This window comes from Streptomyces sp. NPDC090022 (assembly GCF_044748145.1).
Taxonomy (GTDB): Bacteria; Actinomycetota; Actinomycetes; order Streptomycetales; family Streptomycetaceae; genus Streptomyces.
In genome coordinates, this window is sequence record NZ_JBIVFN010000009.1 from 228,798 (window position 1) to 251,423 (window position 22,626).

The window sequence follows — 22,626 nt, forward strand, 5'->3', positions numbered from 1 at the left end:
GTATCCCGCCCCGTCGGAGTGGACCGGACCCGTTCACCCCCTCCCCGGCCCGCCGGAGGTCCTACGGTTTCGCCATGGCCGGAGACGAGACATCCATGCTGGCCCGCGCCGAGCAGTTCATCTGGCTCACGGCCCGGGTGCTGGAGCAGCGGCGGTTCGCGTTCCACTTCCTCGGCGGCGATCCCGACCCGGTCGACGCGGCGCTGGGCCCGTACCTGAACGACGACGGCGGCTACGGCCACGCCCTGGACCCGGATCTGCGCGGTCCGCTCAGCCAGCCCCTGCACACCGCCCACGCGCTGCGGGTGCTGGACAGCCTGGGCCGCTGCGCGGGCCAGCGGATCGAGCGGCTGTGCCGCCACCTGACCCGGGTCTCCACCGTGGACGGCGCGCTCCCGGTGTGCTTCCCGGCACCGCGCGCCTACCCCTCGGCGCCGTACCACCCGGCCCCGGACGACCCGCCGGGCGCCCTGCTCACCACCGGCCCGGTGGTCGGACTGCTGCACCGCAACCAGGTGTGGCACGCGTGGCTGTTCCGGGCCACCGACTTCTGCTGGGAGCGGGTGGAGACGCTGCGCCACACCCATCCGTACGAGATCCAGGGCGCCGTCGCCTTCCTGGACGGCGCCCCGGACCGGTCCCGGGCGGCGGCCGCCGCGGACCGGCTGGGACGCCTGGTGCGGGAGCGGGGCCTGGTGCTGCTCGACCCGGACCGGCGGGCGGAGCACCCGGTGGCCCCCGGCTACGCACCGGGCGAGCACCTCTTCGCGCACGACTACGCGCGCCGGCCCGAGTCGCTGGCGCGCGGCTGGTTCACGGACGAGGAGATCACCCGCTCGCTGGACTTCCTCGTCGCCGACCAGCAGGAGGACGGCGGCTGGCCGGTGCGCCGGCGGGCCTGGGCGCCGGGCAGCTGTCTGGAGCGGCGCCCGATCGCCACCCTGGAGGCGCTGCTGACGCTGCGGGCGTACGGCCGCCGGCCCGGCGTCAGCCGCCCAGCGCCCGCACGCCCGCGGTGACCACGACGGCGGCGGCGACCACGACCAGGAACGGGGCGCGCAGCAGCAGGGCGAGCCCGGCGGCCGCGAGCCCGGCGGCCCGGGCGTCGAGGACCAGCTCGGAGCCGGTGGCGAAGGTCTGCTGGGCGGTGAGCGCGGCGAGCAGCGCCACCGGCAGCAGGGCGGCCAGCTGCCGCACCGCGGGGCGCTCCAGGACGCCCGCCGGGACGAGCAGGCCGGCCAGCTTGACGGCGTAGCAGCCGACGACGGTGACGCCGATGGCGATCCAGACGTTCATGAGCGGCGGCGTCCCTTCAGGAACAGAACGGCGGGGGCGGCGAGGGCGGCGACCAGCACCGGCACCCCGGCGGGCAGCAGCGGCAGGAATCCGAGGCCGAGCACCAGCGCCAGGACGGCCACGGCCCGCTCGGTGGCGGTGCGCAGCATGGGCGCGAGGAGGGCGAGGAAGACCGCGGGACCGGCGGCGTCCAGGCCGAACTTGTTCGGGTCGCCGATGGCCTCGGTGCCGAGCGCGCCGAGCAGGGTGGTGAGGTTCCACAGCACGTACAGGCTCAGTCCGGTGACGGCGAAGCCGAGGCGGGCGGAGCCGCGGTCCTTCTGGGCCAGGGACACGGCGGCGGTCTCGTCGATCACCCAGTGCGCGGCGAAGGGGCGTACGGCGCGGGGCAGGGCGAGCAGCTGGGACAGCCGCAGCCCGTAGAAGGCGTTGCGGGTGCCGAGGAAGAAGGCTCCGGCGGCGGCCGTGAAGGGGTTGCCGCCGGCGGCAAGCGCGCCGACGAGCGCGAACTGCGAGGCACCGGTGAAGACGAGCAGGCTGAGCACGCAGGCCTGCACCACGCTGATCCCGGACCCGGCGGCGGTCACCCCGAAGGCGAACCCGGACAGGCCGACGGCCACGCCGACCCCGAGCGCGTCGCGCACGACCGTGCGCCGGTCCCCGGCGGCCGCCGCCGCGGCGCCTGCCTGTGCCTCCGCCCGTACCCCTGCCGGTTTCGGGGCTCGCGTCTGCGTCCGGGTCCGGTTCTCCGGCCCCGGTTGCGTCTCCGGCTGCGTCTTCGTCACGACCGCGACGCTAGGCGGGTCCCCCGCGCACGGTCTTGTACGTTCTTGCGCGACGCGACCGCGACCGGGCCGCGACCGGGCCGCGACGGCGGGCGGTCCGCGGTGCGCGCGGCGCGCATCGCATACGGACCGCATCGGCCCGACTACCGTGAGCACATGCCCCGTGCGCGCAACCAGGCGTCCATCATCCGCCCCTGTCCCCGCTGGGCCCCCTGGCTGTGCTGGCTCGGGCTGGCCGTGGGCGCCGTCCTCCTCGGGGTGTACGCCGCGGTCCGGCCCCGGAACCTGGACGGCGAGGTGGCGCTGGAGCTGGCGGGCGGCTGGGAGCGGGCCTGCGAGGCCGTCCTCGGGCAGAGCCTGTGGTGCCGCACGGGCGCGGACCGCCTGGAGCTGTTCCGGGACGGGCTGCGCGCCGACCTGCGGCTGTGCGTCCCCGGGTACGCGCTGATCGGGGCCGCGCTGTTCGGCTTCGGGTGCTGCTTCCTGTACCGCACGGTCTCGCGCCGGTTCGCCGTACGGGGGCTGTGGGCCATGGCGGCGATCGCCGCGGCCGACGTCCTGGAGGACCTGTTCCTCCTCCGCGGCCTGGAGCGGCTCGGCCCGGCAGGGGACGGCGATCTGGCGCGGGCCTCCTGGTGCGCGCTGCTGAAGTGGTCCCTGGCCGGCCCGGTGGCGGCCGCTGCGCTGTGGATCACCGTGACCCTGCTGGCCCGGCTGGTCCTGGGCCGGGCCGCGCTGCACGGCACGAAGGACGCGGGGCGGCCGAGGGTCCAGTACGCGCCCCTGCTCGCCGACGGCTCGCAGCCGTGGGACGACCCGGACGTCATCGCCCCGGCCGCCGCCCCGCACACCACGACCCCGCTGCCCGACTGGGCGGGCGAGGCAGCGCAGCAGCCGCCACCGGACAGTGCCGCGGCCCGCTGGCGGACCCGGGCGCTGGAGCTGCCGGGCCGGGAGGCGGCCGGGACCGGGATCTGCGTCTCGGGCGGCGGGATCCGCTCCGCCTCCGTCACGCTGGGCGCGCTCCAGGCGCTGCGCACGGCGGGGGTGCTGACGCGCGCCCGCTACCTGGTGTCCGTATCGGGCGGCGGCTACACGGCCGGCGCGTTCCAGCTCGCGCTCACCGGGCGGCAGCCCGAGTGGGCCGGCGAGCCGCCCGTACGGGCCGATCTGGCCACCGCGCACGACGCGTTCGCGCCCGGCAGCCCGGAGGAGGACCACATCCGCCGGCACGCCAAGTACCTGGCGGACGGCCCGCGCGAGATGCTGCAGGCCGTCGGCGTCGTCCTGCGCGGCGTCCTGATCTCGCTGGGGCTGCTCGCGCTGGTCTTCACGGTGGCGGGCGGGTACCTCGGCCAGTTCTACCGGACCGTGCCCATGGCCGCGCTGGACGGTCTGCGGCCCGGGCCGAGCGGGGCCTTCCCGCCTCTGTGGCTGCATCCGCAGCTGGCGTGGCCGCTGGCCCTCCTGGTGGGGCTGGCGGGTCTGGTGGCGGTGGCGGCCTCCGTCGCGCGGGCGTTCACCGGGCGCTCGCGGCCCGCCTGGGTCCGCGCAACGGTGCGGGCGATCCTCGTGGGAGCGGGCGCGCTCGTGCTCTTCGGGGTGGTACTGCCCGCCGTGATCTGGTTCTTCGCCTGGCTGGCGGACCATCAGGACATCTTCCCGCAGGGCTCCCGGGGGATCTCGGGCCTGGCCGCGCTGACCGCCGCCGCCACCGCCCTCGCCGGTCTGTTCAGCGCGACGAAGAGCCGGGTCAAGGCCGTGCAGCCGGACGGCGAGCGTCCGAGCTGGTTCTCGCGGGGCACCACCCTGCTCACCACGCAGACCGGCAAGGACTGGGTCCAGTGGCTCGTCGTCTGGCTGGTGCTGCTCCTGCTGGTGTTCTTCGGGCTGGCGCTGATGTCCTGGGCCGCGGTGGACTCCCGCGACTGGAGCGTCCCGGTGCGCGTCGCGCTCGTGGCCGTGCTGCTGGTGGCGGCGCTGCTGCTCGACCAGACGACGTTCAGCCTGCACCCCTTCTACCGGCAGCGGCTGGCGGGCGCGTTCGCCGTGCGGCGCGCCGTCATGCGGGACGGATCGGCCGGCGCCCTGCCGTACGACTACTACGCGGAGGCGACCACGCTCTCCACCCACGGCGCCCGGGTGGCGGGCTTCCCGCAGGTCCTGTTCGCCGCGTCGGCGGCGATGACCGGACGCAACCGGACGGCGCCGGGCCGCGCGGCCGTGCCGTTCACGTTCTCCCACGACTACGTCGGCGGCCCCGACACCGGGTGGGTGCGCACGACGGCCCTGGAGGCGACGGCGCATCCGCTGGTCCGGCGCGACCTCACGGTGCAGTCGGCCATGGCGGTGTCCGGCGCCGCGTTCGCCTCCGCGATGGGGGCCCAGGAGAAGGCGGTGCAGCGGCTGTTCGCCCTGTCCAACCTGCGGCTGGGCACCTGGGTGCCCAATCCGCTGTACCTGGCGAAGGTGGCCGAGCGCGGGCCGGACTGGGTCCTGCCGCGGGTGCCGCGGTTCCGCCGGCTGCGCTACCAGTTGCAGGAACTGGCCGGCCGCTACTCCGACACCAGCCCGCTGCTGCTGTGCACCGACGGCGGCCACTTCGACAACCTGGGCCTGGTCGAGCTGCTGCGGCTGCGCTGCGAGACGGTGTACGTCCTCGACTCCTCGGGGGACTCGCCGCCGCTGGCCGCCACGCTCGCCCAGGCCGTGACCCTGGCGTACGAGGATCTCGGCGTACGCATCGGCTTCGACCGGGAGGAGGTGCTGAAGCTGGTGCCGGGCAGCGCGCCGGAGGTCGAGCCGACCGGGCCGCTGGCCGCGCTGAACACCCGGTTCTCCGCGAACTGCGTGGTGCGCGGGGTGATCGAGTACCCGGAGCCCGTGGTGTTCGCCGAGGGGCGGGAGCCGACCCGGTGGGGGACCATCGTCGTCGCGAAGGCGGCCTTGACCCCGGACATGCCGTACGAGCTGCTGAGCTACGCGCTCAAGGAGAAGCTGTTCCCGCGGCAGAGCACGTTCGACCAGTGGTTCGACCACGCGCAGTTCGACGCGTACCGGGCCCTGGGCCACCACCTCGGCAGGGCGGCGGCCGCCGCGCTCGGGCCGGAGGAGCGGGGCGCGGACCGGGCAGGACGGGGCCGGTGACCGGGTCAGGACCGGTGACCCGTCACGGGTAGGGGGTGCCCGCGACGACGCGTCCGCGCCGGTAGGCCCCCGGGGGGACGCCGACGATCCGGGTGAAGTGCCGGTTCAGGTGCGGCTGGTCGGTGAATCCCACCTCCACGGCCGCCAGCGCGGGCGGGGTGCCCCGCTCCAGCAGCCGGCGGGCCCGGCGGACCCGGGCGTCGGTCAGCCAGGTGTGCGGCGGCATGCCGTAGCGGTCGCGGAAGGCCCGCAGCAGGGCGAACGGGCTGGCGCCGAGCGAGGCGGCCAGCTGTTCCAGGGTCGGCGGGTCGGCCAGCCGGTCCTCCAGGACCGCCCGGGCCCGTTCGGCCGCGGCCGCGCCGGCCCCGGGGACCGTACGCGCGGGCAGCGGGGCACCGTGGCGGCGCAGCATCCGGGCCACGGCGATGCGCAGCAGGCTGTCGGCCGCCAGGTTGTTGCCCGCCTCGGCGGCCCGGTGGACCTCGGCGATCAGGCGGGCGCCCTCGCGGTCGGCGACGGTGGTCAGCGCGAAGCCGGGGGTGCCGCGGACGGTGGCGATGTCGGCGGCGACCTCGGCGACCAGGTCGCGGTCGGGGTAGAGGGTGGCGTACGCCCAGCCCTCGGGGGCGCCGGCCCGGGCGGTGTGCGGGACCTCCGGGTTGATCAGGACCACGCTGCCGGGGCCGGCCAGGTCGGTGCCGCCGGGCAGCCCCACCTCCTCGATGCCGCCGGTCACGGCCGCCAGGACGTAGCCGTCGTGGGCGTGGCGGGGGAAGGTGTGCCGTACGTAGTGGGCGCGCAGCAGGTCCAGGCCGGGCAGCCCGTCGCAGCGCCAGTGGCGGGCCCACTCCCCGTCGGGCTCCGCGGCCCGCCGGGCCGCCGCTTCGGCCCGGCCGGCCCGCTCGGTCCGCTGGGCCTGCTCGGTCCGCTCGGCCTGCAGGGCCCGCTCGGGCGTCTCGGGCCGCAGGACCCGCTCGGGCTTCTCGGCCCGCTCCGGCCTCACGGGCCTCTCCAGCCTCTCGGGCTGCTCGGGCTGCTCGGGTTTCCCCATCCCCCCATTCTGCGCCCTCCGGCGGGAGCACGTTCGCGCAGGTCCGGACCGTTGTCGGTGGGGGGGTGCACGATGGGGGCATGGCCACCGGCGCACTCGAATCGTTCTCACCCGCGACCCGCTCCTGGTTCACGGGGGCCTTCGCCCTGCCGACCGCCGCCCAGGAGGGCGCCTGGCGGGCGATCGGCGCGGGCTCGGACGTGCTCGTGGTGGCGCCCACCGGCTCCGGCAAGACGCTCGCGGCGTTCCTGGCCGCCCTGGACCGGCTGGCGTCCACCCCGCCGCCGGCCGAGGCCCACAAGCGCTGCCGGGTGCTGTACGTGTCGCCGCTGAAGGCGCTCGCGGTGGACGTGGAGCGCAATCTGCGCAGCCCGCTGACCGGCATCCGGCAGGAGGCCGTACGGATGGGGCTGCCCGAGCCGGAGATCCGGGTCGGGATCCGCTCCGGCGACACCCCGCCGGCGGAGCGGCGGGCGCTGGCCACCCGGCCACCGGACATCCTCATCACGACCCCCGAGTCGCTGTTCCTGATGCTGACCTCGGCCACGCGGGAGGCGCTGGCGGGGGTCGAGACGGTGATCCTGGACGAGGTGCACGCGGTGGCCGGCACCAAGCGGGGCGCGCACCTGGCGCTGTCGCTGGAGCGGCTGGACGAGCTGCTGCCGCGCCCGGCCCGCCGGATCGGGCTGTCGGCGACGGTGCGGCCGGTGGAGGAGGTGGCCCGCTATCTCGCGCCGCGCGGCCGGGTGGAGATCGTCCAGCCGCCGTCGGACAAGCAGTTCGACCTGTCCGTGGTCGTCCCCGTGCAGGACATGGGCGAGTTGGCGGGCTCGCCGGCCACCGAGGAGCGCGAGGGCGGCGACAAACCGTCGATCTGGCCGCATGTGGAGGAGCGGATCGCGGACCTGGTGCAGGCGCACCGCTCGACGATCGTGTTCGCCAACTCGCGGCGGCTCGCGGAGCGCCTGTGCAACCGGCTCAACGAGATCGCCTACGAGCGGGCGGTGGGCGAGGCGCTGCCGCAGGGGGCGCCGCCCGCCGAGATCATGGCGCAGTCGGGGGCGGCGCAGGGGGCGCCGCCCCTGCTGGCGCGGGCCCACCACGGCTCGGTGTCCAAGGAGCAGCGGGCGCTGGTCGAGGAGGATCTGAAGGCGGGCCGGCTGCCGGCGGTGGTGGCCACCTCCAGCCTGGAGCTGGGCATCGACATGGGCGCGGTGGACCTCGTGGTGCAGGTGGAGTCGCCGCCGTCGGTGGCCTCGGGCCTGCAGCGGGTGGGCCGGGCCGGGCACCAGGTCGGCGCGGTCTCCACCGGGGTGGTGTTCCCCAAGTACCGGGGCGACCTGGTGCAGGCGGCGGTGGTCACCGAGCGGATGCGCAGCGGCTCGATCGAGAGCCTGCGGATCCCGTCGAACCCGCTGGACGTGCTGGCGCAGCAGCTGGTCGCGATGACCGCCATGGACACCTGGCAGCTGGACGACCTGCTCGCCCTGGTCCGGCGGGCCGCGCCGTTCGCCGCGCTGCCGGAGTCGGCGTTCACGGCGGTGCTGGACATGCTGGCGGGGCGCTATCCCTCCGACGCGTTCGCCGAGCTGCGCCCGCGCGTGGTGTGGGACCGGGTCGCGGGCACGGTGACGGGGCGGCCGGGTGCCCAGCGGCTGGCGGTCACCTCGGGCGGCACGATTCCCGACCGCGGCCTGTTCGGGGTGTTCCTCGCGGGCGCCGATCCGAAGAAGGGCGGCGGCCGGGTCGGCGAGCTCGACGAGGAGATGGTCTACGAGTCCCGGGTGGGCGACGTGTTCACCCTGGGGACCACGTCCTGGCGGATCGAGGACATCACGCGCGACCGGGTGCTGGTCTCGCCGGCGCCGGGGGTGCCGGGCCGGCTGCCGTTCTGGAAGGGCGACCAGCTGGGCCGTCCGCTGGAACTGGGGCGCGCGGTGGGCGCGTTCCTGCGCGAGGTCGGCCGGATGAGCCAGGAGGACGCGCGGCTGCGGCTGCTGGCGGCCGGGCTCGACGCGTGGGCCGCCGACAACGTGCTGGCGTACCTGGCGGAGCAGCGCGAGGCCTGCGGCCATGTGCCGGACGACCGGACCATCGTAGTGGAGCGGTTCCGGGACGAGCTGGGCGACTGGCGGGTGGTGGTGCACTCGCCCTTCGGCGCCCAGGTGCACGCCCCGTGGGCGCTGGCCCTCGGCGCCCGCCTCGCCGAGCGGTACGGGATGGACGCCCAGGTGATGCACGCCGACGACGGGATCGTGCTGCGGCTGCCGGACGCGGATCTGATGGGCCTGGACCTGCTGGACCACGACCCCGCCGCGCCCGCCTTCGCGTTCGACGGCGAGCAGGCCCCGCTGGGCGCGGCCGACGTCGCCTTCGACAAGGGCGAGGTCGACCGGATCGTCACCGACCAGGTGGGCGGCTCCGCCCTGTTCGCCTCCCGGTTCCGCGAGTGCGCGGCGCGCGCCCTGCTGCTGCCGCGCCGCAATCCGGGCCGGCGCACCCCGCTGTGGCAGCAGCGCCAGCGCGCGGCCCAGCTGCTCCAGGTGGCCTCCGAGTTCGGGTCGTTCCCGATCGTGCTGGAAGCGGTGCGCGAGTGCCTCCAGGACGTCTTCGACGTGCCGGGGCTGACCGAGCTGATGGGCGACATCGAGGCGCGCCGGGTCCGGCTGGTGGAGGTCACCACGCCCGAGCCGTCCCCGTTCGCCCGCTCCCTGCTGTTCGGGTACGTGGCGCAGTTCCTGTACGAGGGGGACTCGCCGCTGGCGGAGCGGCGGGCGGCGGCGCTGTCGCTGGACTCCAGGCTGCTGGCCGAGCTGCTGGGCCAGGCCGAGCTGCGCGAACTGCTGGACGCGGAGGTCCTGGCCGAGCTGGAGCGGGAGCTGCAGTGGCTCACGGAGGACCGGCGGGCCAAGGACGCCGAGAGCGTGGCCGATCTGCTGCGGCTGCTGGGCCCGCTGACACAGGACCAGCTGACCGAGCGGGGCGCCGAGGAGTCCTGGGCGCGGGAGCTGGCCGCCGCCCGGCGCGCCATCCGGGTCCGGATCGCCGGCGAGGACCACTGGGCGGCCGTCGAGGACGCGGGCCGGCTGCGGGACGCGCTGGGCACCGCCCTGCCGGTGGGCGTCCCGGAGGCCTTCACCGAGCCGGTCAAGGACCCCCTGGGTGACCTGCTGGCCCGGTACGCGCGCACGCACGGCCCGTTCACCTCGGCCGCCGTCGCCGCCCGCTTCGGGCTGGGCACGGCGGTGACCGAGGGGGCACTGCAGCGGCTGGCGGCCGCCGGGCGGCTGGTCCAGGGCGAGTTCCACCCGGCCGGCATCGGTCAGGAGTGGTGCGACGCGGCCGTCCTGCGCCGGCTGCGCCGCCGCTCGCTGGCGGCGCTGCGCCAGGAGCTGGAGCCCGTACCGCCCGCCGCGCTGGCCACGTTCCTGCCGCAGTGGCAGCACCTGGGCGGTGCGCTGCGCGGGATCGACGGACTGGCCCGGGCGGTGGAGCAGTTGCAGGGCGCGCCGGTGCCGGCTTCCGCGCTGGAGCGGCTGGTCCTGCCGTCCCGGGTGGCGGACTACTCCCCCGCCCTGCTGGACGAGCTGACGACCACGGGCGAAGTCGTGTGGGCGGGTGCGGGCGCGCTGCCCGGCAAGGACGGCTGGGTCTCGCTCTATCTGGCGGACGCGGCGCCCCTGTTGCTGCCGCCCGCGCATCCGCTGGAGCTGAGCCCCCTGCACCAGGCGGTCCTGGACTGCCTGTCGGGGGGCTACGGCCTGTTCTTCCGGCAGATCGCGCAGAGCGTGCGGACGGCCTGGCCGGAGGCCACCGACGTGCAGCTGTCCGAGGCGATCTGGGACCTGGCCTGGTCGGGCCGGCTGACCAACGACACCCTCGCCCCCTTGCGTTCGCTGCTGGGCTCGGGGCGTACGGCGGGGTCCACGGCCCACCGGGCGCGGCGTACGGTGCCGCGCGGACGGTACGGCACGCTCAGCGCGTCGGTGTCGCGGCCGGGCCCGCCGACGGTGTCGGGCCGCTGGTCGCTGCTGCCCGCCGCGGCGCCCGATCCCACGCACCGGGCGCACGCGCTGGCGCGGACGCTGCTGGACCGGCACGGCGTGGTCACCCGGGGTGCGGTGCAGGCCGAGGGGGTGGAAGGCGGCTTCAGCGCCGTCTACCGGATCCTGTCGGCCTTCGAGGACAGCGGTCAGGCGCGCCGGGGCTATGTGGTCGAGGGGCTGGGCGCCGCCCAGTTCGCGATGGACGGGGCGGTGGACCGGCTGCGGGCCGCCGAGCGGACCCCGCCGCCGCTGGCCGCGGTGGTGCTTGCGGCCGCCGACCCGGCGAACGCGTACGGCGCGGCCCTGCCGTGGCCGGAGCCGCCGGCCGGGGCCACCCACAAGCCGGGGCGCAAGGCCGGCTCGCTGGTGGTGCTGGTCGACGGCGAGCTGGTGCTCTACCTGGAGCGCGGCGGCAAGACCCTGCTGGCCTGGCCGCCGGCTGACGATCCGCGGCTGACGGCGGCCACCGGCGCGCTGGCCGAGGCCTCCCGGGCGGGCGCCCTGCCCGCGCTCACGGTGGAGCGGATCAACGCCACCGCGGCACTGACGTCTCCGCTGGGTCTCGCCCTGGAGACGGCCGGGTTCCACGCCACCCCGCGGGGGCTGCGGCTGCGGAACTGACGGCGGGCACCGGCGACACGGCACCGGCGGCTGCGGCAGCGGCAGCGGCTGCCGCTGCCGCTGCGCTCAGCGCACCACCTTCACGCCGAAGCGGCCGCCGCCCAGCGCGAACTGGATCGCGCTGTGCAGGTGGGCGTACATCTCCAGGGCCCGGGCCGAGACGATCGGGCCGAGGTCGAGGACGTCCTCCCAGCCATAGGACCGCAGCAGTGCGGTGACCTGCTCCTTGGCGTCCGCGTGGTCCCCGGCGATGAACAGCGTGTGGTGTCCGCCGCCGACGGCCCGGGGGTCGACGACGGTCTCCTGTTCCTGGGTGACACCGGCCTTGACCACCTTGGCGCGCGGCAGGGCGCGCTGGATCCGTTCGCCGAGGCTGTCGGAGTCCACCGGGTCCAGGGCCGGCATGACCCCCCAGGGCGTGGGCCAGGGGTGGGCCCGCTCGGGGTTGTAGATGTACGGGACGGCGTAATCCATGATCGTCTTGCCGTCCAGGTGCCGGGCGATGCCGGTGAGCACCCGTACCGCGTTCGCGCCGTCGATGCCGTTGACGACCAGTTCGGCGCCCGCCGCGGCGTCGGCGAAGTTCATGAGGTCGATGCCGGGGTAGCCGGCGAGCCACTGGCCGAAGGGCTCGATGCCCATGAAGTCCGGCTCGGTCCGCCCGAGGGTGACCTGCGAGTCCCGGGTGCCCACGCACACGTCGTGCCCGAGTTCCATCAGTTTGGAGGCGTGCGCGCGGCCTCCGCCGCCGGTGCCCAGTACCGCGATCCTCATCCGTCTCTCCTTCTCCTCGCGCGTTCACCGCTCGTGCGGAGCCTGACCCCCGCGCCCGCAAATGAGCGCCGCACACGCCGACACCGCCCCCAACCGGGACGGCCGCGTCGCCGAGGTGGCCGACGGCGGGGCCCGGGCGGGCCGGGGACAATGGAGCCATGCCCGAGGGAGACAGCGTCTGGCGCGCCGCGCACCGCCTGCACGCGGCGCTCGCCGGTCAGGTCCTGACCCGGGGCGAGCTGCGCGTGCCCCGGTTCGCCACCGCCGACCTCGCCGGCCGGACCGTGCTGGAGGTCACCCCGCGCGGCAAGCACCTCCTGGCCCGGTTCGACGGCGGCCTCACCCTCCACAGCCACGTGCGCATGGACGGCGCCTGGCACGTCTACGCCGCCGGCGAGCGCTGGCGGGGCGGCCCCGAGCACCAGGTCCGGGCCGTGCTCGGGACCGCCGACCGCACCGCCGTGGGCTACCGTCTGCCGGTCCTGGAGCTGATCCGCACCGCCGAGGAGGCCGCGGTCGTCGGCCACCTCGGCCCCGACCTCCTCGGCCCCGACTGGGATCCCGCGCTCGCCGCCCGCCACCTGCTGGCCGACCCCGCCCGCCCGCTCGGCGAGGCCCTGCTGGACCAGCGGAACCTGGCCGGCGTCGGCAACGTGTACAAGTCCGAGCTGTGCTTCATGGCGGGCGTCACCCCCTGGACCCCCGTCGGCGACCTGCCCGGCAGCACGCTGAGCCGGATCCCGGGCGCCGCCCACCGCCTCCTGAAGGCCAACGTCGCCACCGCGGAGGAACGCCCGCGCAACACCACCGGTCTGCGCCGCCCCGGCCAGGACCTCTTCGTCTACGGCCGCGCCGGCCGCCCCTGCCTGCGCTGCCGCACGCCCGTCCGCGAGGCCCCGCAGGACGACCGCCCCACGTACTGGTGCCCGCGCTGCCAGAGCGGTCCGGAGGGCGAGGACCCCCGGGCCGTCGTGCTCCGTTTCAACGACCGGATCACCGCCCACGACCTGGCGGGCCTGGCCGCCCTGATGTCGCAGGACCACACCTTCGTCGACACCGCCGGGACCGTCGTCGCCGGCAAGGAGGCCTGCGTGGAGGCCTGGCGCGGCTTCTTCGCCGCCTTCCCCGACTACCGCAACGTCCTCACCACCGTCACCGCCCACCACGACGTCGTCGTCGCCGCCGGCCGCAGCGAGTGCTCCGATCCCCGCCTGGCCGGCCCCGCCCGCTGGAGTGCCACCGTCCGCGCCGGGCGGGTCACGCGCTGGCACGTCCATGAGGACCCACTCCCCACCGATTGACGGTCCGTCAGATACGGTCGTACCGTCCCGGCATGCCCACATCCATAGCCTCGTACGACCTCACCGGCCGCACCGCGCTGATCACGGGCGCCGCCGGCGGCATCGGCCGGGCCACCGCCGTCCTGCTCGCCGGGGCCGGCGCGGCCGTGCACTGCGCGGACCGCGACGAACGGGGCCTGGCCGAGACCGCCGCCCTGATCGACGACAAGGGCGGACGGGCCGTCGCCCACCCGCTCGACGTCACCGACCGCGGCGCGCTGCGCGCGGCCGTCCGGGCGGCCGGCCACCTGGACATCGCCGCCGCGATCGCCGGGATCATGCACACCAGTACCGTCCTGGACACCCTCGACGAGGATCTCGACCGGGTCCTGGACATCAACTTCAAAGGCGTTCTGTACACCTGCCAGGAATCCGCCCGCGCCATGATCGGGAACGGCCGTCCCGGCTCGATCATCACCATGGCCTCCGGCGCCGTGGACGCCGCCCAGCCGGGCCTGCTCTGCTACAGCGCGGCCAAAGCCGCCGTCGTCCAGCTGACCAAGACCCTCGCCACCGAGGCCGGCCCGCACGGCATCCGGGTCAACGCCGTCGCCCCGGGCTGGATCCGCACCCCCATGACCGGCCGGCACAGCCCCGAGGTCCAGCAGCAGACCGAGGCGGCCATGGTCCGGATGTCCCCGCTGCGCCGGGTCGGCGAGCCCGAGGACATCGCCCAGGCCGTGCTCTACCTCGCCTCGGACGCCTCGTCGTTCATGACGGGCCAGATCCTTCGCCCGAACGGTGGAGTCGCGATGCCCTGGTAGGGCGCGATGGCCTGGCAGGGCGCGGCACCCCGGTGCCGCGCGACGCCTTCGCCGGGCGTCCGGCGAAGCGCGTGCAGTGCACCGGCAGCAGGCTCAGGCTCCAGCCGCCGAGCGTCACCGCCCCCTCGACCGGCCCGGCCTCCTGCGGCGCGAGGACCAGGCGGAGCGCCGCCCACCACCACAGCACGCCGACGGCCAGGCCTACGGGCATCCATATCCGTCCGGGTATCCATATCCGTCGCACGCCTGCCTCCCAGGGGCCGCGGACCGGGGCTCCATGGTCCCGCAGACCCCCACCGGCCGCACCCAGAACGCCCGGCCCGGACAGCACGGAGCCCCGGCCGGTGCTTCACGCACCAACCGGGGCTCCGGCCACACTCATGCACGCATGCTCAAGCGGCTACGACATCCACCGCTTCGGCCGGCGCCTTGATGGTCACCCGCTCCGGCCCCGAGGCGACCGAGGTCACCGAGACGGAGTTGAGCATCGGGCGTACCGGTGCCGGTACCGGATCGCTTGCCGCGGCCGACTGTGCGAGTTCGGCGAGCGAGAGCTCGTCGCTGACCTCGCGCATCAGCTCGGACATCCGTACGTCCAGCGCGTCGCAAATGGCGGAGAGCAGCTCGGAGGACGCCTCCTTCTGCCCCCGCTCCACCTCGGAGAGATAGCCGAGCGAAACTCGGGCGGACGAGGAGACTTCGCGCAGAGTACGGCCCTGGCGCTGGCGCTGCCGACGCAGCACGTCACCCAGCAGGCGACGGAGCAGAATCATCGGTGGCTCCCTCCTCTGACCGTGTAGCCGCATCCTTCACGCCCCACCGTACCGCCTCGCGCCGCGGCCGTGCGGGGAGCGATGTCGTGTTCACTCAGGGCTGCAAACATCAAATCCCCCCGTTCTGTTCCGTATCCTGCCTCCGCGCATTTTCGCGGAGTTCGCTCGAGAGCAGTTCGAGCACGTTCCGTACACTCTCCCTACGGATTTCCGCCCGGGAGCCGTTCAACCTCAGGCGGGCCGTTTTCCTGCCCCCCGGGCCCACCACGGCGACGAAAACGGTGCCCACGGGCTGCCCGTCCTGCGGGTCGGGGCCGGCCACTCCGGTGGTCGCGATCCCCCACGAGGCCCCCAGCGCCCGCCGTACCCCCGCCGCCATCTCCTCGGCGACCTGCGCGTTCACCGCACCGTGCGCGGCCAGCAGCGCGCCGTCCACACCGAGGACGGCTTCCTTCAGCTCGGTGGCGTACGCGGTGACCGAGCCGCGGAAGGAACGGGAGGCCCCGGGGACGGCGGTCAGCTCCGCGGCGACCAGGCCGCCCGTCAGGGATTCGGCGACGGCGAGGCTCTGATCACTCTGCGCGAGCAGCCGCAGCACCTCGGCCGCGACACCAGGGGCGGGCGTGACCTGAGCGGCGTCACCTGCGCCACCCGCAGTCGCACACACGTTCCCCCGGCCGTCCCCCGCCCCATGTGTCACGTCGCGGCCCGCTCCGTGGCCAGCCCCTTGCGCCGCAGCACGATCGCCTGCCGGACGTAGTCCAGAGCGGTGACGACCGTCAGCACGACCGCGACCGCCATCACCCAGAAGCGCAGGGTGGCCAGCGGCCCGGTCAGCGCGAGCACGTACATGCCCACCGCCGTGCCCTGGGCCAGGGTCTTCATCTTGCCGCCGCGACTGGCCGGAATCACCCCGTACCGGATCACCCAGAAGCGCATCAGCGTGATCCCGAGCTCCCGCCCGAGGATCACCCCGGTCACCCACCAGGGCAGGTCGCCCAGCCAGGACAGACAGATCAAGGCCGACCCCATGATCGCCTTGTCGGCGATGGGGTCGGCGATCTTGCCGAAGTCCGTGACCAGGTTGTACGTCCGGGCCAGGTGCCCGTCGAAGATGTCCGTGATCATGGCGACGGCGAAGGCCGCCCAGGCCCAGGCCCGCCACACGGGGTCATACCCGCCGTCGGCGAGCAGCAGCACGACGAACCCCGGCACGAGGACGAGGCGGACCATCGTCAGGATGTTCGCGATGTTCCACAGGCTGGCCTGATTGACGGCCGCGGCCCCCAGCTTCCCGCCGGGCGCGGGCCGGCGGCCGGTCCCGCCCGCCGCCGAAGCCGGGACTCCGCTCATCCGGCCGCCTCCTCAAGACCCAGGGGTTCGGCGACCAGGTCCACGCCGAGCGTCCCGACCACCTTGGCCGTCACCATACGTCCCGCGACCAGGCCCGTGCTGTCCGTGAAGACCACCTGGCCGTCGGTCTCGGGCGCCTGGTGCGCGGCGCGCCCGTAGGCACCGTCGCCGTCCTCGTCGACCGCCTCCACGGACTCGACGAGTACCTCCAGGGTCTCCCCGATCCGCTCCTCCGCGCGCTGCGAGGTGAGCTCCTCGGCGAGCCGCTGCATGTGGGCCAGGCGCTCGGCGATCACGTCCTCGTCGAGCTTGTTCTCGTACGTGACGGCCTCCGTGCCCTCCTCGTCGGAGTACCCGAAGACGCCGATCGCGTCGAGGCGGGCGTGGGTGAGGAAACGCTCCAGCTCGGCGAAGTCCGCCTCGCTCTCACCGGGGAAGCCCACGATGAAGTTGGAGCGCACACCGGCCTGCGGGGCCTTGGAGCGGATGGTGTCGAGCAGCTCCAGGAAGCGGTCGGTGTCGCCGAAGCGGCGCATCGCGCGCAGCACGTCGGGGGCCGAGTGCTGGAAGGACAGGTCGAAGTACGGCACGACCTTCGGGGTCGACGTCAGGACGTCGATCAGGCCGGGGCGCATCTCGGCGGGCTGGAGGTAGCTGACGCGGACGCGCTCGATGCCGTCGACGGCGGCGAGCTCCGGCAGCAGGGTCTCCAGCAGCCGGATGTCGCCGAGGTCCTTGCCGTAGGAGGTGTTGTTCTCGGAGACCAGCATGATCTCCTTGACGCCCTGCTCGGCCAGCCAGCGCGTCTCGCCCAGCACGTCGCTGGGGCGGCGCGAGATGAAGGAGCCGCGGAAGGACGGGATGGCGCAGAAGGAGCAGCGCCGGTCGCAGCCGGAGGCCAGCTTCACCGAGGCGACCGGGCTCGTGTCCAGGCGGCGGCGCAGCGGGGCGCGCGGCCCGGAGGCGGGCGCGAGGCCCTCGGGCAGGTCGGCGGGGGCCTCGGCCGGCTCCTCGACGGGCGCGGTCTGGGCGTGGCCGGGCAGGGCCACGGCGGTGTCCTGGCGGGCCGCCGGGCTGATCGGCAGCAGCTTGCGCCGGTCGCGCGGGGTGTGGGAGGCGTGCACGCCGCCGGCCAGGATGGTCTGCAGGCGGTCGGAGATGTCGGCGTAGTCGTCGAAGCCCAGCACGCCGTCGGCCTCGGGAAGGGCCTCGGCGAGCTCCTTGCCGTAGCGCTCGGCCATGCAGCCGACGGCGACGACGGCCTGGGTCCTGCCGTGATCCTTGAGATCGTTGGCTTCCAGCAGGGCGTCTACGGAGTCCTTCTTGGCGGCTTCGACGAAGCCACAGGTGTTGACGACGGCGACGTCCGCGTCGGCGGCGTCCTCGACGAGCTCCCAGCCATCCGCCGCCAAGCGGCCTGCGAGCTCCTCCGAGTCCACCTCGTTACGGGCGCAGCCAAGAGTGACAAGGGCGACGGTACGGCGTTCGGGCATGGACTCAAGACTACTTTGTCCAAACGCCGCCCCCCGCCCCAAGTCCCGGTAAACCAAGATCCCCGGGGTGCCGGACGGCATCCCGGGGACCTCGTGGGGCAGGTCAGCCCGCCTGGGGCTGGCCCTGGCGCGGGTCGTCCTTGGTGTAGGTGAGGCGTTCCACCTGGCCCGACTCGAAGTCGTCCTTGATCTCCTTGCCGTTCACGAAGAGCTGGACGGCCCCGGCGTCGCCGAGCACGAGATCGATGGATTCCTTGTCGGTGAAGGTCTTGGAGTCGCCGAGCTGGAGGGTGCCGTCGAAGAGCGTGCGGCCGCTGTGGTCCTTGGCCGAGATCCAGCTCTCGCCGTCGGCCGCGGTCAGCACGACCGTGACCATGTCCTTCGGGGCGGCGGCGATGGCACTGTCGGTGGGTTCGGGCTTGACGGGCTTGGGCACCGTCGGGGTGGCCGGCGACGGCTGGGCCGCGGGCTGCCCGCCGGACTGCGTGGGCGCCGGCTTGGGTGAGACGGAACCTTCCGCCACGGGCTTCTTGCCGGTGTCCTCACCACCGCTGAACGCGGTGAAACCGGCGAAGCCGATGACGGCGACGATCGCCGCGACCATGGCGGCGGTCCAGTTGGGCCGCTGGCGCTCGGGGCGGATCCGCTCCGCCTCGAACATGGGTGCGGCGGAGGTCGGCGCCGGACGACCGCCGTGAGCCGCGTCGTAGGCCTCGACCAGGGGATCCGGATCGAGGTGCACGGCACGGGCGAGGGTGCGGATGTGGCCGCGGGCGTACACGTCGCCGCCGCACCGCGTGAAGTCGTCCTGCTCGATCGCGTGCACGATCGGGATGCGCACGCGCGTCGTGGAACTGACTTCCTCGACGGTGAGGCCGGCGACGATCCGCGCCTTCTTGAGGACCGTCCCGATGGAGGGTCCGTCGGCGGGCCGGTCTGCGGAGCCGTCGTCGGGGGAAGGCCGGTCTTCTTCGGGGGAGTTGGCGTTGCCGATGGACACGAGGGCGCCTTTCGAGCGTGTAGCCACCTGCTGGATTTCCAGTCTAGGGGGGTGACGAAAGGGTGGAGCAACCGGAGGGCGGACTCCCTACGCCATCTGTATGGCGAGCAGGAGTCCGGGCGGAGCTGCGGCGCGGCGCCGGGTCCGGCACCGCCCCTTTGCTCAACTGGACGCGTGGACGGGGGAAACGGTTGTGCCCGCATCCCTTACGGGTGAGACTCGCCCCGGATGACCGCCAGGACACCGTCCAGCTCGTCCGGTTTGACCAGGACGTCCCGCGCCTTGGATCCCTCGCTGGGCCCCACGACGCCCCTCGACTCCATGAGGTCCATGAGGCGTCCGGCCTTGGCGAAACCGACGCGCAGCTTGCGCTGGAGCATGGAAGTGGAACCGAACTGGGTGGTCACCACGAGCTCGGCGGCCTGGCACAGCAGGTCCAGGTCGTCGCCGATCTCCTCGTCGATCTCCTTCTTCTGCTTCTGCCCCACCGTGACGTCGTCCCGGAAGACCGGCGCCATCTGGTCCTTGCAGTGCTGGACGATCCTGGCGATCTCGTCCTCGGTGACGAAGGCGCCCTGGAGCCGGATGGGCTTGTTCGCCCCCATCGGCAGGAACAGTCCGTCGCCCTTGCCGATCAGCTTCTCCGCACCCGGCTGGTCCAGGATGACCCGGCTGTCGGCGAGCGAGGAGGTGGCGAACGCCAGCCGCGAGGGCACGTTCGCCTTGATCAGCCCGGTGACCACGTCGACGCTGGGCCGCTGGGTGGCCAGCACCAGGTGGATACCGGCGGCGCGGGCCAGCTGCGTGATGCGCACGATCGCGTCCTCGACGTCGCGCGGGGCGACCATCATCAGGTCCGCGAGCTCGTCGACGATCACCAGCAGGTACGGGTACGGCGTCAGCTCGCGCTCGCTGCCCGGCGGCTGCTTGACCTTGCCGGCCCGGATCGCCTCGTTGAAGTCGTCGATGTGCCGGTACCCGAAGGCGGCCAGGTCGTCGTAGCGCAGGTCCATCTCGCGGACGACCCACTGCAGGGCCTCGGCGGCCCGCTTGGGGTTGGTGATGATCGGCGTGATCAGGTGCGGGATGCCCTCGTACGCGGTGAGCTCGACCCGCTTGGGGTCGACCAGCACCATCCGGACGTCCTCCGGGGTGGCCCGCACCATCACCGAGGTGATCAGGCAGTTGATGCAGGAGGACTTTCCCGAACCGGTGGCGCCGGCCACCAGCACGTGCGGCATCTTCGCCAGGTTGGCCATCTCGTAGCCGCCCTCGACGTTCTTGCCGAGCGCCACCAGCATCGGATGGTCGTCCTCGGCCGCGTCCGCCAGCCGCAGGACGTCACCGAGGTTGACCATCTCGCGGTCGGTGTTGGGGATCTCGATGCCGACCGCCGACTTGCCCGGGATCGGGGAGATGATCCGCACGTCCGGGGAGGCCACGGCGTACGCGATGTTCTTGGTCAGCGCGGTGATCCGCTCCACCTTGACCGCCGCGCCGAGGGTGACCTCGTAGCGGGTGACCGTCGGGCCGCGGGTGAATCCGGTGACGTCCGCGTCGACCTTGAACTCGGCGAAGACGTTGGTGAGCGCCGCGACGATCGCGTCGTTGGCGGCGCTGCGGGTCTTGCCGGGGCCGCCCCGCTCGAGCAGGTCCAGCGAGGGCAGGGCGTAGGTGATGTCCCCGCGCAGCTGGAGCTGCTCGGCACGCGGGGGCAACGGCCGGTTCTCCGGCGGAGCCTTGGTCAGGTCCGGCACCACCGCCGACGCGGACGCTGCCGCGCGCTCCTCGCGGGCGGCGGGCACCGGGGCGGCCGGAACCGGAGCGGAAGGCACCGGCGTGGTGACCTCGCCGCCGCCGCGCTCGGGGGTGATGCCGTGGGTGAGGTCGGCGACCAGCGGCGAGGGCGGCATCCCGCCCAGTACGGCACCGTCCAGGGCGGCGGCCGCCGCGGCGGCCACGTCGACGGCGTCCATCTCGCGGTCCAGGGGCGGTTGCACCGGGGCCCGCCGGGGCCGGCGGCGCCGGGCGAGTGCCGCCTCCTCGGCGGCGCCGGCCTCGCCCGCGTCGTCCGAGTCGTCCGTGTCGTCTGCGTACTCGTCGTCGGCGGCACGGCCGCGGCCGGTACGGGCCCGCCACCGCTCGGGGTCGTGCCGGTCGGCACGCCGGGCCGCCCGCGCCCCGCGCTCGGCGTGCGCGTCGTCCGTGTCCTCGTCCTCGTCGTACGCGGCGGGCTGGACGATGCCCAGCTTGACGCCGAGCGCGCGCAGCCGCTGCGGGATGGCGTTGACCGGGGTGGCGGTGACCACCAGCAGGCCGAAGACCGTGAGCAGCAGGAGCATGGGGACGGCCAGCGGCGCGCCCATGGTGAAGATGAGCGGCTTGGACGCGGCCCAGCCGATGAGCCCGCCGGCGTCCTGCATGGCCTCGGCGCCCTCGCCACGGCCGGGCGCCCCGCAGGCGATGTGCACCTGCCCGAGGACCCCGATCACCAGGGCGGTCAGGCCGACGCCGATGCGCCCGTTGGCGTCCGTCTGCTCGGGGTGGCGGAGGAAACGTACCGCCATGACGCCGAGCAGGATCGGCACCAGCAGGTCCAGGCGCCCGAACGCGCCGGTGACCAGCATCGTGACCAGATCGCCGACCGGGCCGCTGAGGTTGGACCAGGTGCCGGCGGCGACGATCAGGGTGAGGGCGAGCAGGAGCAGCGCGACGCCGTCCTTGCGGTGCGCCGGGTCGAGGTTCTTCGCCCCGTGCCCGAAGCCGCGGAAGACCGCACCGATCGCGTGGGCGATGCCCAGCCACAGCGCGCGCAGCAGCCGCAGCACGCCCCCGGTCGGGGACGGCGCGGGCTTGGGCGCCGCCTTCTTCGCCGGGGCGCGCTTGGCGGCCGCCGCCTTCTTGGCCGCGGGTCTGCCCGCGGGCGCCGCCTTCTTCGCCGCCGGCGTCGTACGGCCGGTGCGGGCCTTCGCGGTGCCCGCGGTGCTCTGGGAACCCTTGCCGGACGTACTTGAGGCCATGAGGGCGAGGTTACCGGTGCGCGCGCCGGTGGACACGCGTGCCCACCCCTTCACCCTTTCGTGTCGGGCTGCCGGTACACGGTTTGACGCACGGACAGCCTGACCCGACCTCAGCATCCCTGCCGGATCGGGCCGGACCGCACCGGATCAGGCCGGATCAGGCCGGATCAGGCCGAACCGGACCACCGGCCGCACAGAATCAGGACCCCACAGAATCAGGACCGAACAGGACCCGGGCCGCACCGTCACGGGCGGCCCGGAACGGTCAGCTCTGCGCGGGCAGGACGGCCGGGGTGCCGCCGGCTCCCGGCTCCAGCGCGTCCAGTGCCCGCCGCAGCCCGGTCAGCTTGCGCTCCAGATGGGCCGCGGTCGCCACCACCGCCGGATCCGCAGCCTCCTCACCGAGCTGCTTGGTCAGCGCCTCGGCCTGCTCCTCGACCGCCGCGAGCCGCGCGGAGAGCTCGGCCAGCAGCCCGGCCGCCTCCTTGCCCTCCACCCCGCCCGGGCTGCCGCCCTCCAACTGGAGGCGCAGCAGCGACGCCTGCTCGCGCAGCTGGCAGTTCTTCATGTACAGCTCGACGAAGACCGAGACCTTCGCCCGCAGCACCCACGGGTCGAAGGGCTTGGAGATGTAGTCCACGGCCCCGGCGGCGTAGCCCCGGAACGTGTGGTGCGGACCGTGATTGATCGCGGTGAGGAAGATGATCGGGATGTCCCGGGTCCGCTCCCGCCGCTTGATGTGCGCGGCGGTCTCGAAACCGTCCATCCCGGGCATCTGCACGTCCAGCAGGATGACCGCGAAATCGTCCGTCAGCAGCGCCTTGAGCGCTTCCTCCCCCGACGACGCCCGGACCAGTGTCTGATCGAGCGCGGAGAGGATGGCCTCCAGCGCCAGCAGATTCTCCGGCCGGTCGTCGACCAGGAGGATCTTGGCCTTCTGCACCATGCCCTGTCCTCCTCGCCCCGGCATGGGGCCTCCCCGGCTCCTGGCGGCGGCCGGCTCAGAGCCGGGTCCCGCCCCAGAGAACGGCTTCCTTGCGCCGCCCGTCCTTGTGCCGGTCATCGTAGCCCCAGTCCCGAGATCGCCACACCCTGTCACCAGGATGTCACTGTGCACATAGCAGAAACGTGATGGAAGGGCAGAAGGTTCCCCCTGCGCCCGC

The 22,626-nt window shown here is 74.2% G+C and carries 16 protein-coding genes; 5 read left to right on the top strand and 11 right to left on the bottom strand.

Annotated features, from left to right (window positions below; genetic code table 11):
• The first annotated feature begins 74 nt into the window (after positions 1-74).
• Complete coding sequence (locus ACIPXB_RS19210) at positions 75-1,019, top strand: hypothetical protein (RefSeq protein ID WP_401451210.1); 945 nt, start codon at positions 75-77, stop codon at positions 1,017-1,019.
• On the opposite strand, the gene ACIPXB_RS19215 is transcribed toward ACIPXB_RS19210, so the two are convergent.
• Both ACIPXB_RS19215 and ACIPXB_RS19220 read right to left on the bottom strand, forming a co-directional pair.
• A complete protein-coding gene (locus ACIPXB_RS19215; protein ID WP_401451213.1) occupies positions 988-1,296 on the bottom strand; it encodes an AzlD domain-containing protein in 309 nt (102 codons plus the stop codon). The genes ACIPXB_RS19210 and ACIPXB_RS19215 overlap by 32 nt on opposite strands.
• On the bottom strand, positions 1,293-1,940 hold the full coding sequence (locus tag ACIPXB_RS19220; RefSeq protein WP_401451268.1) for an AzlC family ABC transporter permease: 648 nt from the start codon (positions 1,938-1,940) through the stop codon (positions 1,293-1,295). Before ACIPXB_RS19220 ends, ACIPXB_RS19215 begins: the two co-directional genes overlap by 4 nt.
• A 297-nt stretch (positions 1,941-2,237) precedes the next feature.
• On the opposite strand from ACIPXB_RS19220, the gene ACIPXB_RS19225 reads away from it, so the two are divergent.
• Positions 2,238-5,228 (top strand): hypothetical protein, encoded by a 2,991-nt coding sequence (locus ACIPXB_RS19225; RefSeq protein ID WP_401451216.1) that lies wholly within the window; start codon positions 2,238-2,240, stop codon positions 5,226-5,228.
• A gap of 22 nt (positions 5,229-5,250) precedes the next feature.
• Here the strand turns inward: ACIPXB_RS19225 and ACIPXB_RS19230 are convergent, their stop codons facing one another.
• On the bottom strand, positions 5,251-6,279 hold the full coding sequence (locus ACIPXB_RS19230) for an AraC family transcriptional regulator (protein ID WP_401451218.1): 1,029 nt from the start codon (positions 6,277-6,279) through the stop codon (positions 5,251-5,253).
• Positions 6,280-6,359: 80 nt separating this feature from the next.
• On the opposite strand from ACIPXB_RS19230, the gene ACIPXB_RS19235 reads away from it, so the two are divergent.
• On the top strand, positions 6,360-10,946 hold the full coding sequence (locus ACIPXB_RS19235) for an ATP-dependent helicase (RefSeq protein WP_401451221.1): 4,587 nt from the start codon (positions 6,360-6,362) through the stop codon (positions 10,944-10,946).
• A 66-nt stretch (positions 10,947-11,012) separates the two neighbouring features.
• Here the strand turns inward: ACIPXB_RS19235 and ACIPXB_RS19240 are convergent, their stop codons facing one another.
• Positions 11,013-11,720 carry an NADPH-dependent F420 reductase gene (locus ACIPXB_RS19240; protein WP_401451223.1) on the bottom strand — a complete coding sequence of 236 codons (708 nt, stop codon included), beginning with the start codon at positions 11,718-11,720 and terminating at the stop codon, positions 11,013-11,015.
• Between the two features lie 158 nt (positions 11,721-11,878).
• Here ACIPXB_RS19240 and ACIPXB_RS19245 point away from each other — a divergent pair, with 158 nt between their 5' ends.
• Positions 11,879-13,021, top strand: coding sequence for a nuclear transport factor 2 family protein (locus ACIPXB_RS19245; protein WP_401451226.1), 1,143 nt, complete (start codon positions 11,879-11,881; stop codon positions 13,019-13,021).
• A 32-nt stretch (positions 13,022-13,053) separates the two neighbouring features.
• On the top strand, positions 13,054-13,824 hold the full coding sequence (locus tag ACIPXB_RS19250; RefSeq protein WP_401451228.1) for an SDR family NAD(P)-dependent oxidoreductase: 771 nt from the start codon (positions 13,054-13,056) through the stop codon (positions 13,822-13,824).
• Between the two features lie 392 nt (positions 13,825-14,216).
• On the opposite strand, the gene ACIPXB_RS19255 is transcribed toward ACIPXB_RS19250, so the two are convergent.
• The 7 genes from ACIPXB_RS19255 to ACIPXB_RS19285 all read right to left on the bottom strand — a co-directional run bounded on the left by ACIPXB_RS19255 (position 14,217) and on the right by ACIPXB_RS19285 (position 22,409).
• A complete protein-coding gene (locus tag ACIPXB_RS19255; protein WP_401451230.1) occupies positions 14,217-14,597 on the bottom strand; it encodes a helix-turn-helix domain-containing protein in 381 nt (126 codons plus the stop codon).
• A gap of 109 nt (positions 14,598-14,706) precedes the next feature.
• A complete protein-coding gene (locus ACIPXB_RS19260) occupies positions 14,707-15,264 on the bottom strand; it encodes a CinA family protein (protein WP_401451232.1) in 558 nt (185 codons plus the stop codon).
• A 29-nt stretch (positions 15,265-15,293) separates the two neighbouring features.
• Positions 15,294-15,950, bottom strand: coding sequence for a CDP-diacylglycerol--glycerol-3-phosphate 3-phosphatidyltransferase (gene pgsA, locus ACIPXB_RS19265; RefSeq protein ID WP_401451235.1), 657 nt, complete (start codon positions 15,948-15,950; stop codon positions 15,294-15,296).
• The gene (gene rimO, locus ACIPXB_RS19270) at positions 15,947-17,443 is read right to left on the bottom strand and encodes a 30S ribosomal protein S12 methylthiotransferase RimO (RefSeq protein ID WP_401451237.1); all 1,497 of its coding nucleotides are present in this window, start codon (positions 17,441-17,443) and stop codon (positions 15,947-15,949) included. The genes pgsA and rimO overlap by 4 nt, the downstream gene beginning before the upstream one ends.
• 103 nt (positions 17,444-17,546) lie before the next feature.
• Positions 17,547-18,443 (bottom strand): helix-turn-helix domain-containing protein, encoded by an 897-nt coding sequence (locus tag ACIPXB_RS19275; protein WP_401451240.1) that lies wholly within the window; start codon positions 18,441-18,443, stop codon positions 17,547-17,549.
• A 206-nt stretch (positions 18,444-18,649) separates the two neighbouring features.
• On the bottom strand, positions 18,650-21,463 hold the full coding sequence (locus tag ACIPXB_RS19280; protein WP_401451242.1) for a DNA translocase FtsK: 2,814 nt from the start codon (positions 21,461-21,463) through the stop codon (positions 18,650-18,652).
• A 265-nt stretch (positions 21,464-21,728) separates the two neighbouring features.
• Positions 21,729-22,409, bottom strand: a complete 681-nt coding sequence (locus ACIPXB_RS19285; RefSeq protein ID WP_401451244.1) for a two-component system response regulator — start codon at positions 22,407-22,409, stop codon at positions 21,729-21,731.
• Positions 22,410-22,626 lie beyond the last annotated feature (217 nt).

Coding starts and splice junctions, on each gene's coding strand:
- ACIPXB_RS19210 (WP_401451210.1), top strand. CDS start 75: ATGGCCGGAGACGAGACATCCATGCTGGCCCGCGCCGAGCAGTTCATC.
- ACIPXB_RS19215 (WP_401451213.1), bottom strand. CDS start 1,296: ATGAACGTCTGGATCGCCATCGGCGTCACCGTCGTCGGCTGCTACGCC.
- ACIPXB_RS19225 (WP_401451216.1), top strand. CDS start 2,238: ATGCCCCGTGCGCGCAACCAGGCGTCCATCATCCGCCCCTGTCCCCGC.
- ACIPXB_RS19230 (WP_401451218.1), bottom strand. CDS start 6,279: ATGGGGAAACCCGAGCAGCCCGAGCAGCCCGAGAGGCTGGAGAGGCCC.
- ACIPXB_RS19235 (WP_401451221.1), top strand. CDS start 6,360: ATGGCCACCGGCGCACTCGAATCGTTCTCACCCGCGACCCGCTCCTGG.
- ACIPXB_RS19240 (WP_401451223.1), bottom strand. CDS start 11,720: ATGAGGATCGCGGTACTGGGCACCGGCGGCGGAGGCCGCGCGCACGCC.
- ACIPXB_RS19245 (WP_401451226.1), top strand. CDS start 11,879: ATGCCCGAGGGAGACAGCGTCTGGCGCGCCGCGCACCGCCTGCACGCG.
- ACIPXB_RS19250 (WP_401451228.1), top strand. CDS start 13,054: ATGCCCACATCCATAGCCTCGTACGACCTCACCGGCCGCACCGCGCTG.
- ACIPXB_RS19255 (WP_401451230.1), bottom strand. CDS start 14,597: ATGATTCTGCTCCGTCGCCTGCTGGGTGACGTGCTGCGTCGGCAGCGC.
- pgsA (WP_401451235.1), bottom strand. CDS start 15,950: ATGAGCGGAGTCCCGGCTTCGGCGGCGGGCGGGACCGGCCGCCGGCCC.
- rimO (WP_401451237.1), bottom strand. CDS start 17,443: ATGCCCGAACGCCGTACCGTCGCCCTTGTCACTCTTGGCTGCGCCCGT.
- ACIPXB_RS19280 (WP_401451242.1), bottom strand. CDS start 21,463: ATGGCCTCAAGTACGTCCGGCAAGGGTTCCCAGAGCACCGCGGGCACC.
- ACIPXB_RS19285 (WP_401451244.1), bottom strand. CDS start 22,409: ATGGTGCAGAAGGCCAAGATCCTCCTGGTCGACGACCGGCCGGAGAAT.